The sequence below is a fragment of the Myxococcales bacterium genome (assembly GCA_016717005.1).
Taxonomy (GTDB): domain Bacteria; phylum Myxococcota_A; class Polyangia; order Haliangiales; family Haliangiaceae; genus UBA2376.
The window spans coordinates 52,715-68,178 of record JADJUF010000036.1 but is presented as its reverse complement, the minus strand read 5'-3'; the positions used below and the strand labels follow the sequence as shown (position 1 = coordinate 68,178).

Here is a 15,464-nt window from a genome sequence, read left to right as displayed (position 1 = left end):
GAGGCCTCGTAACACCCACCCTCGGGTGGGTCAAGCCTGCCCCGGGAAGGCCAGCAACGCGCGTGCCGTCGACGACGGCGATGGATCGCGCGTGTGCGCGGCGGGGGTGGTGAATCTTCGACAGGTGCGGACGTTCGCGCGGTGACGGCGGCCGGGCTACGCGCGCGCGGCCATCGCGGCCAGGCCGGCCGCCACCGAGGTGAGCTCGTCGCCGCCGACCAGGCGATCGGCGCCGAACCGCGCGATCAGCGCGCCGCGCACCGCCGGCACCAGCGACGAGCCGCCGGTCGCGAACACTCGATCGATCGAGGTGGCGGCGACGCCGGCGGCGGCCAGGGCCTCGTCGATCGCCAGGTCGATGGCCGCGAGCTCGGGCGCGATCCACGCGTCGAACGCGGCGCGCTCGACTGGGGCGCGGATCGCGATGCCGGGCCGGCCGAAGTCGAAGGCGGTGGCGGGCGCGGCGGTCAGCGCCAGCTTGGCGGCCTCGATCGAGCCGTGCAGCGGCAGGCCGAGATCCTCGTCGACCACGCGCACCAGCCGGGCGATGCCGTCCTGATCGCGCGCGCCGTCGGCGATGCGCTCGAGCAGCGTCACGGTGTCGGCGCTCTTGAGCATCGACAGGTGGTGCCAGCGGCGCAGCCGGTTGTAGATCCACGACGGCACCGGCGCCTCGTGGCCGAACTCGACCTGGTACTTCGTGCCCTTGCCCAGCGCCGGCGCGACGACCGCGTCGATCATCCGGGCGTCGAAGGCGTCGCCGGCCAGCGCGACGCCACTCTGCGCCAGCACCCGGGCGCCGACCGTCGGGCCCGGCCTCGACCACCGAGAAGTCGCTGGTGCCGCCGCCGAAGTCGGCGATCAGCACGCGCTCGTCGCGATCGAGGCGCGCGGCGTAGGCGTGGGCGGCGGCGATCGGCTCGGCCGCGAACGTGACCTCGTCGAAGCCGGCCAGCTCGAGCGCGGTGCGCATGCGCGCGATCGCCCGGTCGTCGTCGGCGGCGGTCTCGGCGCCCCAGTAGCGGACCGGCCGCCCGCACACGACCCGGCGGCCCAGATCGACCGGCGCCGCCGCGCGCAGCGCGCGCACGTAGGTGGCGACCAGGTCCTCGACCCGGAACCGCTTGCCGAAGATGGTCGTGTCGGTGAACGACGCCGCGGCCAGGTGGCTCTTGATCGACTGCAGCAGCCGCGCGACGCCCTCGCTGGCGGCGTAGCGCGCGATCGCCGGCGCGCCGGCGCTGGTGCGCAGCGGCTCGCGGTCGGCGGCCGGCTCGAAGCACAGGACCGTGCGCCAGTAGCTGGCGACGGCGCCGTCCTTGCCGGGCAGCGGCAGCACCCGCGCCGCGCCGTCACCGTCGACGATCGCCAGCGCGCTGTTGGTGGTGCCGAAGTCGAGGCCGAGGGCGATGGGGCTCCGCATGCGAGCCGCCGATTGTGAGCATCTGATCGCGCTTTACAAGCTGGCGGAGGATCCCTAATCTCGGGGAGCCGCTCGGGAGGTGTGGATGGCGCGGATGGCGCGGGTGGCGCGGGCGATCGATCTAGGTCCAGCCGAGCAGGCCGAGGCCGACGACGTCGAGCGCGATCGCGACGCCGTAGATCGCCGCGATCGCCACGAGCTTGGACTGGCCGCGGGCGATCAGTAGGTCCAGCCGAGCAGGCCGAGGCCGACGACGTCGAGCGCGATCGCGACGCCGTAGATCGCCGCGATCGCCACCAGCTTGGTCCGGAGCCGGGCGGCGCCGACGACCAGGATCGTCGCCGCGTAGAAGTGGAAGTAGCCGAGCGCGAAGATCAGCCACACGCCGCCGAGCGTGCCGTTCCAGAACGGGTACTCCCAGACCAGCAGGCCGCCGGCGTTGAGCACCAGCTCGACCACCACGCAGAAGGCGGCGTAGAGGGCGGCGATCAGCCAGCGCTCGGGCAGGCCCAGCAGGCGCGCGCGCGGGTCGGGCGACACCGAGTGGTAGAAGATGATGCCGGCGATCGCGAACATGAACATGATCTCGACGTTCCAGCCGACCATCGTGCGCAGCGCGGTCGGGCCCGGCGCGGTCCACAGCGCCGAGCGATCGGTCAGGACCAGGATCCAGCCGTTGATCGACTCGTTGACGAAGTCCATCCCGAACAAGGTCAGGCCGGCCAGCACCGCGTTCCAGTCGCCGGTCGCGCGCGCCTTCTTGATCTCGATCGCGTAGATGTAGAAGAGCAGCGCCAGCAGCGGGATCACGTACCACTGCAGCGTGTGCGGATCGCGCAGCCCCTCGAGCGCTCGCCGGGACGACTCGGTCATGGCTCGATCGTACCGAGGTTGGTGGCGGCCGCGGCGCGCGGCGTTGTCGCACCCCGCGCGGTCAGGGCGCCGGGGCCGAGGCCGGCGCCGAGGTGGTGGCGCCAGCGGGCGCGGGCGTGGGTGCGGGGGCCGGCGCGGGCGTGGCGTGGGCCAGGCGGCTGCGCGGCGGCGGCGCCTCGTCGTCGGGCATGTGCGCCAGCTGCCACAGCGCCGCCCCGAGCAGCGCCGCGCCGGCGGTCGTGATGATCGCCCCGTTCCGGAGCTCGGCCGCGTCGTGGGTGCAGGTCGAGCGGGCGTTGTAGCGGGTGTCGCACGACACGCCGTCGGCGAGGGTGGTCACCCCGAACAGCGTCGCGACCGCGCCGACCGCGGCGAACCCGCGCTGGTGGTTGCGGGTGACGTGCGCACACGCGCACAGCGACGTGGCGACGGTGACGATCGCGGCGAGGCGCAGCATGGGCGCCCGGTGTGCAACCGCCGCGCCACCGCCCGCGCGGCCCGCGCGTGGGCGATCTGGTTGATCCCCCGTCGCTGGCTGCCCGCGGTCGACGCCACCTGGGGGCCGGCTCCCCGCGACGCTCCCCACCGAAACCGACGTTCGGCCGCTGCGACCGCGGGTGAACCCTGGTGCGTCGGGTGTCCGGAAATCGGACGATCGCGCGCGCGCGGTGAGCGGCCTCACGCGCGCTACGAGGTGACGCGCTTCATGATGCGGCCCGCGGTCCGGGCCGCGACGCCGCGGGGCACGACCCGCAGCGCGGTCACGCCGACGCGGTTGACCGCGCCCGGGATCACCAGCGTGCGGCGCCCGAGCCCGGCCAGGGCCGCGCGCACGACCGGTCCCACCGGCATCAGCTTCACCGGCGACTTCGCGGGATCGACGCCGGTGTTCATCGGGCCCTCGGTGTCGGTGCCGCCCGGGCACAGGGTCACGACGTCGACGCCGGCCGGGCGGAGCTCGACCGCGAGCGCCTCGCCCAGCAGCAGGTCGAACGCCTTGGTCGCGCCGTAGACCGCGCTCCACGGCAGGCCCTGGAACGCGCCGGTCGACGACACGATGATCAGCCCGCCTCGCCCGCGCGCGGTCAGGCCCGGCCCGAGCGCGCGCGCGACCGCGACCGGCGCCTGGCAGTTGACCTCGATCATGCGGCGCTGATCGGCCGGGTCGTGATCGAGGAACCCGCCCTTCCAGCTGGTGCCGGCGTTGCAGATCACGAGGCCGACGTCGAGGTCGGCGACCCCGTCGGCGAGCGCGGCCGCGGCGCCGGGGTCGGCCAGATCGAGCGGCAGCACCCGGCTGTCGACGCGGTGGGCGTGGGCGAGCTCGGCGGCCAGCGTCGTGAGCCGGTCGCGCCGCCGCGCCACCAGCACCACCGCCACGCCGGCGGCGGCGAGCTGGCGCGCGAACTCGGCGCCGATGCCGCTCGACGCGCCGGTGACGACGGCCCAGGTCCCGTAGCGAGTCGCGAAGTCCTTGCGCAGGCGCGGCATCGCCGCAGTGTAGCGACGGCGGCGCTGCTAGTCCCTCGCCACAGGGAATCTGATCGGTTGAGGACGCCGATCCATCGCCGATCGCTGCGTCGCAACTCCTCGAGTTCCAACGAGGAGCCCGTCGTCGTTGCGCCTTGCGCTCGGCGCGCCTCGGCGCCCGCGCCCAATCATCTCCCCTGTGGCGAGGTACTAGCGCGAGCCCGGCGGGTAGATCGTGAAGATGGCGTGGATCTCGGTCGAGCTGGTCGCGCGCTGGGCCCAGCCGCGCGCGGTGATGCCCTCGCGCCCGAGCACCGCCGACAGCTCGCCGGTGAAGCGCGCGAGCTGGGCGGCCGGGCCCTCGACGCGCACGTCGACGTCGACGCCGCGCAGGCGCGCGAGCGGCAGCACCCGCGGATCGATCCGGACCTGGATCGCGCCGCCGAGGAACACCGCGCCGAGGCTGACGTCGAGCTCGAACGGCTGGGGCGGCGGCGGCGGCGTGACGACCACGTCGACCTGCGCGCCGCCGCTCACCACGGTGGTGCCGCCGCCGCCGCCGACCACCGCGCCGCTGCCGTCGAGCGTGCCGCCGCCGGTCAGGGACGTCGGCTCGGGCGGCGGCGGCGCGATCGGCGTCGGCTCCGGCGGCGGCATCGGCATGTACGCGACCGGCCCGAGGTCGTCGATCGCCGGGCCGCCGCAGCCGCGGTGGCCGTCGCCCGCGCCGGCGCCCCACGCCACCGACAGCACGAACGCGCCGGTCAGCACCCGCACGCCGTCGTCGAGCTGGCCGCGCAGGCGCACGCCCGGCGACACCCGGCCGCCGCAGCTGCGGAACCCGACCCCGAACTCGGCGTCGGCGAACAGGTGCTGCTCGAGCCCACGATCGGTGGCCACCAGGCCGGGGCCGGCCTGCACCTGCAGGTACAGCGGCGCCGGCGCCGGCCACGCCGGGCCCAGGCGGACACCGCCGAGCGCGGCCACGGTGCCGTGCAGGCCCTCGATCTCGACGGTGTCGGGGGCGCGGCCGAACACGTAGTTGCCGCTGGCCACGAGGTGCAGGTTGTCGGCGAGCCGCAGGCCCAGGGACGCGCCCATCCCGAACATCACCGGCGACGCGAACACGTCGGCGCCGGTCCACACCCGCCGCGACCACACCTGATCGGGCTGGTCGACGTTGCCGGGCTCCTTGATGTTGAACTCGAAGCCGATCCGCAGCGACGCCGCGACCGTGTCGACGCTGTCGCGGCCCAGGCGGCGGGTGTAGGCCACCTCGAGCGCGGCGACGGCGGCGTTCTCGTCGTCGAGGTACATGCCCACCTCGCGCGCCAGCGCCACCCGCGCCAGCGGCGCGTCGTCGCCGAGCGCCGCGGCGTTGAGGGCGTAGCCGCCGCCCACCGCCAGCGCCCACGCGTCGCGATCGACCTCGTCGGTGAACGCCCGCCACCGCGCCTGCGCGAAGAAGCGCTGGGCGCGCGCGATCGTCACGTCGTCGGGCGTCGTCCGCAGCCCGACGCCCATCAGCTCGTAGCGCGCGCCCAGCGCGAGGTGGTGGCCGAAGGTGAAGTCGAGCTCGACCCCGAGCGCCTGCGCCGCGCCGGTGGTGACGTCGCTGTCGAGCGCCACGCCGTTGGTCCAGTCGATGCCCCACCGCCACTGCACCGGATCCGGGGTGGCGGCCGGCCGGCACGGGATGCGCGCGCCGGGGCCGGGCATCACCTCGCCGAAGCGACACGGCCGCAGGCCGCGCAGCGACTCGAGCGACACGCCCCGCGGCCAGCCGTCGTCATCGACGGGCGACCACGGCGTCGGCGCGGCGGCGGGCGGCACGGGCATCGACGGCGCGGGCGCGATCGGCTGGGCGTGGGCGGGCGCGGCGGCGACGAGCGCGGCCAGCGTGGACAGCGTGGACAGCGCGGCGAGGCGAGGCGAGGTCAGCATAGGCAAGACGCCTGCCATGTCAGCAAGGGGCGTGCCGCCGGCGCAAGGGCCCAAGCGCGCAGAGTCGCTGGCGCAGGTGCGCGGGCATCGTCGCGTTCACGCCACAGCCGCGCGCCGTCGCCGTCAACCGCTGGTGACGGACCACCGCCCGTGCGATCGTGCGCACGTGACGTTCTCCGCCTGGTTCCAGTGCATCGCCGGCTGCGCCGGCCGGTGGTCGCTCACCGAGGTCCGCTACCGCTGCCCGACCTGCGGCGAGCTGCTCGAGGTCGCCCACGATCTCGCCGCGCTGCGGGCGGCCCACGACGGCGCCGGCTGGCGCGCGCTGTTCGATCAGCGCTGGCGCGGCCCGGCCTGGCCCGACGCGTCGGGGGTGTGGGGCAAGCGCGAGGTGGTGGCGCCGCACGTGCGGCCCGAGCACGTCGTGTCGGCGGCCGAGGGCGGCTCGGCGCTGTTGCCGGTGCCGGGCTACGCGCGGGCGCTGGGCCTCGGCGACGTGCGCGTCAAGCAGTGCGGCGTCTCGCACACCGGGTCGTTCAAGGACCTCGGCATGACCGTGCTGGTGTCGACGGTCAAGCAGATGATCGCCGACGGCGCGCCGATCCGCGCGATCGCCTGCGCGTCGACCGGCGACACCTCGGCGGCGCTGGCCGCGTACGGCGCCGCCGCCGGCGTCCCCACGGTCGTGATCCTGCCGGCCGGCAAGATCTCGACGGCGCAGCTGGTGCAGCCGCTGGCCAACGGCGCGCTGGTGCTGGCGCTCGACACCGACTTCGACGGCTGCATGGCGATCGTCCAGGAGCTGGCCGACAAGGAGGGCGTCTACCTCGCGAACTCGATGAACTCGCTGCGGCTCGAGGGCCAGAAGACCGTGGCGATGGAGATCGCGCAGCAGCTCGGCTGGGAGGTGCCCGACTGGGTGGTCATCCCCGGCGGCAACCTCGGCAACGTCAGCGCGCTCGAGGCCGGCTTCCGGACGATGATCGAGCTGGGCATGATCACGCGCGCGCCGCGGGTGTGCGTGGCCCAGGCGGCCAACGCCAGCCCGCTGCACCAGGCGTTCGTGCGCGGCTTCGATCAGTTCGTCGCGGTGCCGGCGCAGCCGACGCTGGCGTCGGCGATCCAGATCGGCAACCCGGTCAGCTGGAAGAAGGCGGTGCGCGCGCTCGAGCGCACCGACGGCGTGGTCGCCGCGGCCACCGAGGCCGAGCTGGCCGACGCGGCCGGGCGGGCCGATCGCTACGGCCTGTTCACGTGCCCGCACACCGGCGTCGCGCTGGCCGCCCTCGAGCAGCTGGTCGCCGCCAGGACGATCGCGCCCGGCGCGCGCGTCGTGGTCGTGTCGACGGCGAGCGGGCTGAAGTTCGCCGACTTCAAGATCGGCTACCACGAGGCCCGCCTGGCCGCGGTGCCGGCGCCGCGGTGGCGCAACCAGCCGGTGACGGTCGCGGCGCGCTACGACGACGTGCGCGCGGCGCTGTGGCGCGGGCTCGACGCGCAGCGGTGAGCGCAGGTCGCGGCGCGGGTGCGTGGCCGTGCACGCGCCGACGGTCGCTGACGCGGGTCAGCGCGCGAGGATCGCGTCGATGAGGCCGTACGCGATGGCCTCGTCGGCCGACATGAAGTTGTCGCGGTCGGTGTCGCGCGCGATGGTCTCGGGGGTCTGGCCGGTGTGCTTGGCGTACAGCCGGTTGACGAGGTCGCGGGCGCGCAGGATCTCGCGGGCGTGGATCTCGACGTCGGTGGCCTGACCCTGATAGCCGGCGAGGGGCTGGTGGATCATGATGCGGGCGTGCGGTAGCGCGAAGCGCTTGCCCTTGGCGCCGGCGGCGAGCAGGAAGCTGCCCATCGAGGCGGCCTGGCCCATGCAGTAGGTCGCGACGTCGCAGCGCAGGTGCTGGATCGTGTCGTAGACCGCGAGCCCAGCGGTGACCACGCCGCCCGGCGAGTTGATGTACATCATCACGTCGCGATCGGGCTCCTCGGACTCGAGGAACAGCAACTGCGCGATGAGCACGTTGGCGACGTCGTCGTCGATCTCGGAGCCGAGGAAGACGATGCGGTCCTTGAGCAGGCGCGAGTAGATGTCCCAGCCGCGCTCGCCGCGGGCGGTCTGCTCGACGACGGTGGGGACGAGGCCGAGCCCCGGGCGGCGGATCATCGGGGCTCCGGGGTGGCGAGCCACGCCACCAGCGCGGCGCGGGAGAAGCGCCAGGCGGCGCCGAGCTTACGCCCGGGCAGGGTGCCGGCCTCGGCCAGCTCGACCACGAGCGCCTCGTCGATCTGGAGGAGCTGCGCGGCCTGGTCGGCGCTCATCACCTCCGGCAGGTCGTAGGGCTGGAACGAGTACGCGCCGAGGGTCGCGCCGGCCCCGACCCGGTCGCTGTTGCGGCGCGGCTGCGCCAGCGCGCCGAGCTCCGTCAGCCCCTGCGGGCTGTCCGGGTCGACATAGCGGGCGACCAGGCCGGCGACCAGATCCTTCTTGTGGATCCGCAGCGCCTCGGCGGCGCGGTCGAGCTTGGCGCCCGCCGTCGCGGGCAGCCGCACGTACAGCGCGGTCTCGGGCGGGGGTCTCTTCGACATATTCTAAAATATGCACCAGATATCATCGGCGTCAACCCCCGTGACGCGACGGCGCACCGCGTCGCCCACATCGTGCGTCGCCGCCCGACAGCGGCGCCGACGAAGAAAATCGACCCAGGGGCGCGATCACCCCGGACCGGCGCAGTGGAGTTCGGATCCGCGCTTGGACTATCGTGAACTTGATCACGCGCAAACCGAAGTCGAGAAGGGGCCCTCGATGCAAGTCGTCACGTCGCTGCGGCGTCGGATCACGTTCTCGCTCACACTGGCGGTCGCCATCGGCGCGGTCGCGTCGACGGCCTGGGGCGGTGAGCGAGAGCAGGTCAACCCGTTCTTCGGCACCTTCCAGACCGAGATCCAGATCGAGGCCCCACCGTTCCACGGCCTCGAGCCGCGGCTGTCGCTCAGCTACGCGTCGTCGAGCGGCAACGGCCTCGTCGGCGTCGGCTGGTCGCTCGAGGGCTTCGGCGCGATCGAGCGCGCCGGCGCGAAGCGCGGCGCGCCCAGCTACGACGCCAGCGACGTCTTCTTGCTCGGGGGCGGCGAGCTGGTTCCCTGCGCGGCCGGGAGCACCAGCCCGAGCTGCACGACCGGCGGGACCCACTCGACGCGGATCGAGAGCTACCAGCGGATCGCGTTCGACGCCGGGGCCAACACCTGGACCGTCACCGAGAAGGACGGCACGACCCGCACCTACCGCGCGGTCTACACGACCGCGCGCGGCACCTTCCGCTGGGGCCTCGGCACCGTCGCCGACCGCAGCGGCAACACCGTGACCTACGGGTGGTGGTGCGATCCCGGCGAGGACTGTTACCCGGATCAGATCAGCTACAACGGCGCGCTGATCCGGTTGTTCCGCGAGGCGCGGCCCGATCCGATCACGTTCGCGACCGGCGGCGCGCTCGGCACGACCCGCTACCGGCTGCGGTCGATCGACGTGACCGTCAGCGGCGCGCGCAGCCGCGCCTACCGGCTGGACTACGGCACCAGCGGCGGCGTGACCGGCGTCAGCCAGGCCCCGCCCACGACCAACCGCTTCGCCCCCGAGCAGAACTGGGCCGCGTACGACGGCATCAACAGCTGGTCGGGGTTCTTCACGGCCGACGTGACCGGCGACGGCAAGGACGATCTGGTCTACCTGGACGACGCGTACACGGTGAACGGGTGGCGGGTGATGCCGTCGACCGGGACCGGGTTCGGGGCGCCGCAGAACTGGGCGGCGTACGACGGGATCCTGGCGTGGGCGCAGTTCTGGGTGCGGGACATGAACGGCGACGGCAAGGCCGATCTGCTGTACCTCGACGACGCGTACCCGACCAACGGCTACCGGGTGATGCTGTCGACCGGCACCAGCTTCCTGCCGCCGCAGAACTGGGGCGCGTACGACGCGCTCAACAGCTGGTCGGGGTTCTGGGCCGTCGACGTCAACGGCGACGCCAAGACCGACCTGCTCTACCTCGACGACGCGTACACGGTGAACGGCTGGCGGGTGATGCTGTCGACCGGCACCAGCTTCCTGCCGCCGCAGAACTGGGCCGCGTACGACGGCATCCTCGGCTGGGCCCAGACCCGCATCGCCGACGTCACCGGCGACGGCCGGCCCGACATCGTCTACCTCGACGACGCGTACCCGGTGAACGGCTATCGGGTGATGGTGAACCGGGGCACGTCGTTCGCGCCGCCGGTCAACTGGGGCGCGTACGACGCGCTCCACAGCTGGTCGGCGTGGTGGATGGCCGACATGGACGGCGACGGCAAGGTCGACATGCTCTACCTGGATGACGCCTACGACGCCAACGGCTACCACGTGATGCTGAGCACCGGCGCGTCGTTCGCCGCCCCGGTCCGGTGGGGCGACTACGACTCGGTCGCGGGCTGGGCCCAGACCTGGGTGGTCGACACCAACGGCGACCACAAGGCCGATCTGCTGTACCTCGACAACGCCTACGGCAGCACCGGCTTCCGGGTGCTGGCCTCGACCGGCGCCGGCTTCGCGTCGCCCGCGACCTGGGGCACCTACGATCCGATCCACGACTGGGCCACGTTCAAGGTCAGCGACGTCACCGGCGACGGCCTCGTCGACTTGGTCTACCTCGACGACGCCTACACCGTGAACGGCTACCGCGTGAAGCGCAACCTGGCCGAGCTCGCGACCTTCGCCGCGAGCGGGTCGTCGGGGCGGTCGGTCCTGGTCTCGGTCACGCCGTTCGGCCGCGACGCCGCGGTCGACGGCGCCGGCGCGGTCACCGGCGGCACCAGCCTGCCGCCGTCGCGGTTCAGCACGCCCGCCGCGACCAACGGCTTCGCGCCGGAGCAGAACTGGGCCGCGTACGACGGCATCAACAGCTGGTCGGGGTTCTTCACGGCCGACGTGACCGGCGACGGCAAGGACGATCTGGTCTACCTGGACGACGCGTACACGGTGAACGGGTGGCGGGTGATGCCGTCGACCGGGACCGGGTTCGGGGCGCCGCAGAACTGGGCGGCGTACGACGGGATCCTGGCGTGGGCGCAGTTCTGGGTGCGGGACATGAACGGCGACGGCAAGGCCGATCTGCTGTACCTCGACGACGCGTACCCGACCAACGGCTACCGGGTGATGCTGTCGACCGGCACCAGCTTCCTGCCGCCGCAGAACTGGGGCGCGTACGACGCGCTCAACAGCTGGTCGGCGTTCTGGGCCATCGACGTCAACGGCGACGACAAGACCGACCTGCTCTACCTCGACGACGCGTACACGGTGAACGGCTGGCGGGTGATGCTGTCGACCGGGACCGGGTTCAGCGCGCCGCAGAACTGGGCCGCGTACGACGGCGTCAACGGCTGGGCGCAGACCCGCATCGCCGACGTCACCGGCGACGGCCGGCCCGACATCGTCTACCTCGACGACGCGTACCCGGTGAACGGCTGGCGGGTGATGGTGAACCGGGGCACGTCGTTCGCGCCGCCGGTCAACTGGGGCGCGTACGACGCGCTCAACAGCTGGTCGGCGTGGTGGATGGCCGACATGAACGGCGACGGCAAGGTCGACATGCTCTACCTCGACGACGCCTACGACGCCAACGGCTACCGCGTCATGCTCAGCACCGGCGCCTCGTTCGCCGCGCCGGTGAGCTGGGGCCCGTACGACTCGGTCAACGGCTGGGCCCAGACCTGGGTCGTCGACGCCAACGGCGACGGTCGCCAGGACCTGCTCTACCTGGACAACAACTACACGATCAACGGCTTCCGCGTGATGCTCGGCAGCGCCGAGGGCTTCGCGCCGCCCCAGAACTGGGGCAGCTACGATCCCATCCACGACTGGCAGACCTTCCGCATCGCCGACGCGACCGGCGACGGCCTCGTCGATCTGGTCTACCTCGACGACGCCTACACCGTGAACGGGTACCGGGTGAAGGCCAACCAGACCAGCCGCGATCTGGTGACGCTGGTCGACAACGGCCTCGGCGGCACGACCGCGATCGGCTACCAGCCCTCGACCCGGTGGAGCAACACGTTCATGCCGACCGGCCTGGTGGCCCAGACCGTCGCTACCCTCACCGCCACCGACGGCCGCGGCACCAGCGCCACGACCTCCTACACCTACCAGGGCGGGCTGTGGTCGAGCACCGAGCGCAGCTTCCTGGGCTTCCGGAAGGTCACGACCGTCGTCGACGCCGCCGGCAGCTACACCGAGACCTACTACCACCAGCACGTCGGCTGCATCGCCAAGCCCGAGGTGACCTACTTCCGCGCCGGCGCCGGCCAGATCTACAGCTACACGAGCTACGTCTACGCCGAGAACGCGGCGCCGCCGTACACGTCGCTCATGACCGAGCGCTGGGAGTACGAGTGCAACCTCGACGCGTCGTGTCGACGGGTCGTGGCGCAGATCGGCTACGACCAGTACGGCAACGCCCTCACGACCAAGGAGTGGGGCGACTACGACGTCGCCGGCGACGAGGTGACGACCGTGCGCGGGTACTACCCCAACCCGACCACGTTCGTCGTGACCAAGCCGGCCTACGAGAACGTCTACGCCGGCATCGGCACCGGCGGCGCGCTGCTCAAGCAGACGCTGCACTACTACGACGGCGCCACCAGCTACACGACCGCGCCGGCCGCGGCCGGCAACGTCACCCGCCAGGACCGCTGGGACAGCCGCACCGGCGGCTACGCGACCCGGCGCTACGGCTACGACGCGTGGGGCAACCTGACGGCGGACACCGACGAGCTCGGGCGGACCCAGACCTTCGCCTACGACGGGACCTACCACGTCTTCCGGACCCGGCGCTGCGACGCGCTCGGCCGGTGCACGTCGGCCACGTACGACTCGACCCTGGCCGCGCCGCTGACCGAGGTCGACGCCAGCGGCGGCGTCCGCGTGGTCACCTACGACGCGCTCGGCCGGGTCGCGACCGAGACCAACCCCGGCAGCGGCACGATGACCTGGCAGTACCTGGCGTGGGGCGATCCGCAGCAGCAGCGGATCCGGCAGATCCTGCCGGATGGGAGCGGCGACGGGCTCTGGACCGAGGCGTACCTCGACGGCGCGATGCGCAAGTACAAGTGGGCGCGCGAGGGCGGGGCCCAGCGCGAGGTCGTCTACTCGGCGATGACGACGCGCGTGTGGAAGGCCTCGGCCTGGTACGCGCCGGCGACCGAGCCCGCGCGCTGGCAGATCCACGCCTACGACGGCGCCGGCCGGATGGTGCGGACGACCAACCCCGACGGCACCTTCGCCGAGGTCAGCTACGGCGACGGCTACGCGCGCAAGACCAACGAGGTCGGGGACGTGACGTTCGAGTACGTCGACGGCGCCGGCCGGCTGATCAAGGTCGTCGAGCAGGACGGCGCGGTGGCCCGCACCACGCTGACCCAGCGCGACGCGGTCGGGCGGGTGATCGGGCGGACCGACGCGGTCGGGCGCACGTCGTCGAACCAGTGGGACTCGCTCGACCGCCAGACCCGCGCCTGCGATCCCGACACGGGGTGCTGGAGCTACACCCACGACGCCGCCGGCCTGGTCGCGACGGTCACCGACGCCAAGGGCCAGACCTTCGCGATCGCGCGCGACGCGGTCGGCCGGCCGATCCGCAAGAACCTGCCCGACGGCACGTTCGTCGCCTGGACCTACGACGAGGCCGGCCACGGCAAGTCGCTGGGCGGCGATCAGCCGACGTCGGTGACCTGGCCCAGCGGCACCGATCACCTGACCTACGACGCCGCGGGGCGCGTGGTCGTCAGCACGCGGTGCGTGACCGGCGCGTGCCAGACCCAGCGCTGGTCGTACGACGCGCTCGGCCGCCAGATCGACACGACCTATCCCACCGGCGAGGTCGTGCGCTGGACCTACGACAGCGCCGGGCGCCTGGCGTCGGTGCCGGGCTACGTCACCTCGATGACGTGGAACGCGCGCGACCAGCTGACGTCGATGACCTACGCCAACGGCGTGGTCCAGACCTACGGCTACACCGCCGAGCGCGCGGCGCTGGCGTCGTCGGTGGTGACCAAGGGCGCGACCCGGCTCTACGACGCCAGCTACGCCTACGACGGCGCCGGTCGGGTCGCGTCGTCGAGCTCGACCACCGACGCGCTGTTCAACAACAGCTACACGTACGACCGCCTGGGCCGGCTGACCGGCGTGGCCGGGGCCCAGCCCGAGAGCTTCACCTACGACCCGACCGGGAACATCACGTCGAGCGCGGCGGTGGGCGCGTACCAGTACACCGACGCGGCCCACGCCCACGCGGTGACCCGCGCCGGGACCGACACGTTCACCTACGACGGCAACGGCAACCAGCTCACCGGTGGTGGGCGCACCCTGACGTGGGACAGCGAGAACCGGCTGGTCGCGGTGTCGACCGGGACCGCCACGGCCTCGTACGCCTACGACGCCGAGGGCCAGCGGGTCGCGCGCGACGGCACCGCCGGGCTCACGCGCTTCTACGGCAAGCAGTTCGAGGTCCAGCCCGGCGGCCACACGGTCGCGCACATCTACGCCGGCCCGATGCCGGTGGCCCGGGTCTCCAACCTGACCGGCACGACGTTCCTGCACCAGGATCGGCTGGGCTCGATCCAGCTGATCACGACCGCCGCCGGCGTGCCGTCCCGGCAGCTCGACTACTCGGTGTTCGGGCGCACGACCGCGACCAGCGGCAGCGGCGCGAGCGAGCGCGGCTTCCAGGGCCACGAGACCGAGGCGGACGTCGGGCTCATCTACATGAACGCGCGCTACTACGACGCGCGCCTGGGGCGGTTCCTGTCGCCCGACTCGGTGATTCCGGACCCGCGCAACCCGGCCGCGTTGAACCGCTACGCGTTCGGGTACAACAACCCGATCTGCAACACCGACCCCACCGGGCACGTACCGGTGGTGGCGGCGCTGATCACCGCGGTCACGGTGAACTCGACGGTGGCGTGGATCGGCCTGGCGTTCACCGCCGTCGGATACATCACCAAGGATCCGCTGCTGATGACGATCGGCGGGGTCATGACCGGGTTCGCGGCCGGGGCGGCCGGGACGCTGCTCGGCGGCGGGATGGCCGGCGGCATCCTCGGCGCGTCGGTCGCGGCGCTGACGTCGCCGCTGTCACCGCTCGATCCCAAGGTCAAGTCGGCGCTGGGGTGGGCCTACGGGATCGCCAGCTTCGCGAGCGCGCAGATGAAGGCCTCGGTCGAGATCGAGAACAAGATCGCGGCCGGGCGCAAGCTCGTGAGCGACGGCGGCGCGGAGGACCTGCTCGCGAAGTTCGAGAACCCCGACTCGGCGGCCGCGACCCTGTACGAGATCAGCAGCAAGGGCGTGGTCGACGCGTCGGGCAGCCCGATGTCGGTCCGCTCGATCCTCGACAAGATCATCGCCAACAACGACCTCAAGGCCGGCATGCTCGGACCGTCGCAGGCTGGCTCGGTGATGGGCGCGATCCTCGACAAGACCGTCGGCTGGATCCCGTCGGTGCGCCTGCACGGCATCGTCCACGACGGCTACGGCTTCGCGTTCATCGACTTCGGGACCGGCCCGGGCTTCGGCGGCGCCGGCGGCTCGGCCGGGGCCTGGCTCACCGGCTTCCTCGGCGGCGGCAACATGCTCAAGGGCCAGGTCGAGGGCCTGTACCGCTGGGGCTCGCTCGACATGTTCGGCGGCGCCAAGACCGACGGGACCAACCGGCGGTTCGGGCGGTAGCGCGAG

Annotated in this window: 9 protein-coding genes and 1 pseudogene; 2 read left to right on the top strand and 8 right to left on the bottom strand. The window is 72.8% G+C overall.

All coding sequences use genetic code 11. The features are described from left to right. Positions 1–156: 156 nt before the first annotated feature. The 6 genes and pseudogenes from IPL61_23450 to IPL61_23425 form a co-directional block, all read right to left on the bottom strand. Positions 157–741 carry an Hsp70 family protein gene (locus IPL61_23450; GenBank protein ID MBK9034180.1) on the bottom strand — a complete coding sequence of 195 codons (585 nt, stop codon included), beginning with the start codon at positions 739–741 and terminating at the stop codon, positions 157–159. Positions 742–814: 73 nt separating this feature from the next. After that, a pseudogene (locus tag IPL61_23445) lies at positions 815–1,285 on the bottom strand (Hsp70 family protein). A gap of 357 nt (positions 1,286–1,642) precedes the next feature. After that, positions 1,643–2,296 (bottom strand): hypothetical protein, encoded by a 654-nt coding sequence (locus IPL61_23440; protein ID MBK9034179.1) that lies wholly within the window; start codon positions 2,294–2,296, stop codon positions 1,643–1,645. A gap of 61 nt (positions 2,297–2,357) precedes the next feature. Beyond that, complete coding sequence (locus tag IPL61_23435) at positions 2,358–2,753, bottom strand: hypothetical protein (protein ID MBK9034178.1); 396 nt, start codon at positions 2,751–2,753, stop codon at positions 2,358–2,360. A gap of 230 nt (positions 2,754–2,983) precedes the next feature. Beyond that, complete coding sequence (locus IPL61_23430; GenBank protein MBK9034177.1) at positions 2,984–3,787, bottom strand: SDR family NAD(P)-dependent oxidoreductase; 804 nt, start codon at positions 3,785–3,787, stop codon at positions 2,984–2,986. Between the two features lie 189 nt (positions 3,788–3,976). Beyond that, positions 3,977–5,710 carry a hypothetical protein gene (locus IPL61_23425; protein MBK9034176.1) on the bottom strand — a complete coding sequence of 578 codons (1,734 nt, stop codon included), beginning with the start codon at positions 5,708–5,710 and terminating at the stop codon, positions 3,977–3,979. A 16-nt stretch (positions 5,711–5,726) separates the two neighbouring features. Here IPL61_23425 and thrC point away from each other — a divergent pair, with 16 nt between their 5' ends. After that, the gene (gene thrC, locus IPL61_23420; protein MBK9034175.1) at positions 5,727–7,217 is read left to right on the top strand and encodes a threonine synthase; all 1,491 of its coding nucleotides are present in this window, start codon (positions 5,727–5,729) and stop codon (positions 7,215–7,217) included. Positions 7,218–7,274: 57 nt separating this feature from the next. On the opposite strand, the gene clpP is transcribed toward thrC, so the two are convergent. Both clpP and IPL61_23410 read right to left on the bottom strand, forming a co-directional pair. Then, entirely contained in the window at positions 7,275–7,871 is a 597-nt protein-coding gene (gene clpP / locus IPL61_23415; protein MBK9034174.1) for an ATP-dependent Clp endopeptidase proteolytic subunit ClpP, read from the bottom strand. Beyond that, on the bottom strand, positions 7,868–8,293 hold the full coding sequence (locus IPL61_23410) for a helix-turn-helix domain-containing protein (GenBank protein ID MBK9034173.1): 426 nt from the start codon (positions 8,291–8,293) through the stop codon (positions 7,868–7,870). The genes clpP and IPL61_23410 overlap by 4 nt, the downstream gene beginning before the upstream one ends. A gap of 217 nt (positions 8,294–8,510) precedes the next feature. Here IPL61_23410 and IPL61_23405 point away from each other — a divergent pair, with 217 nt between their 5' ends. After that, positions 8,511–15,458 carry a VCBS repeat-containing protein gene (locus IPL61_23405; protein ID MBK9034172.1) on the top strand — a complete coding sequence of 2,316 codons (6,948 nt, stop codon included), beginning with the start codon at positions 8,511–8,513 and terminating at the stop codon, positions 15,456–15,458. The last annotated feature ends 6 nt before the right edge of the window (positions 15,459–15,464 follow it).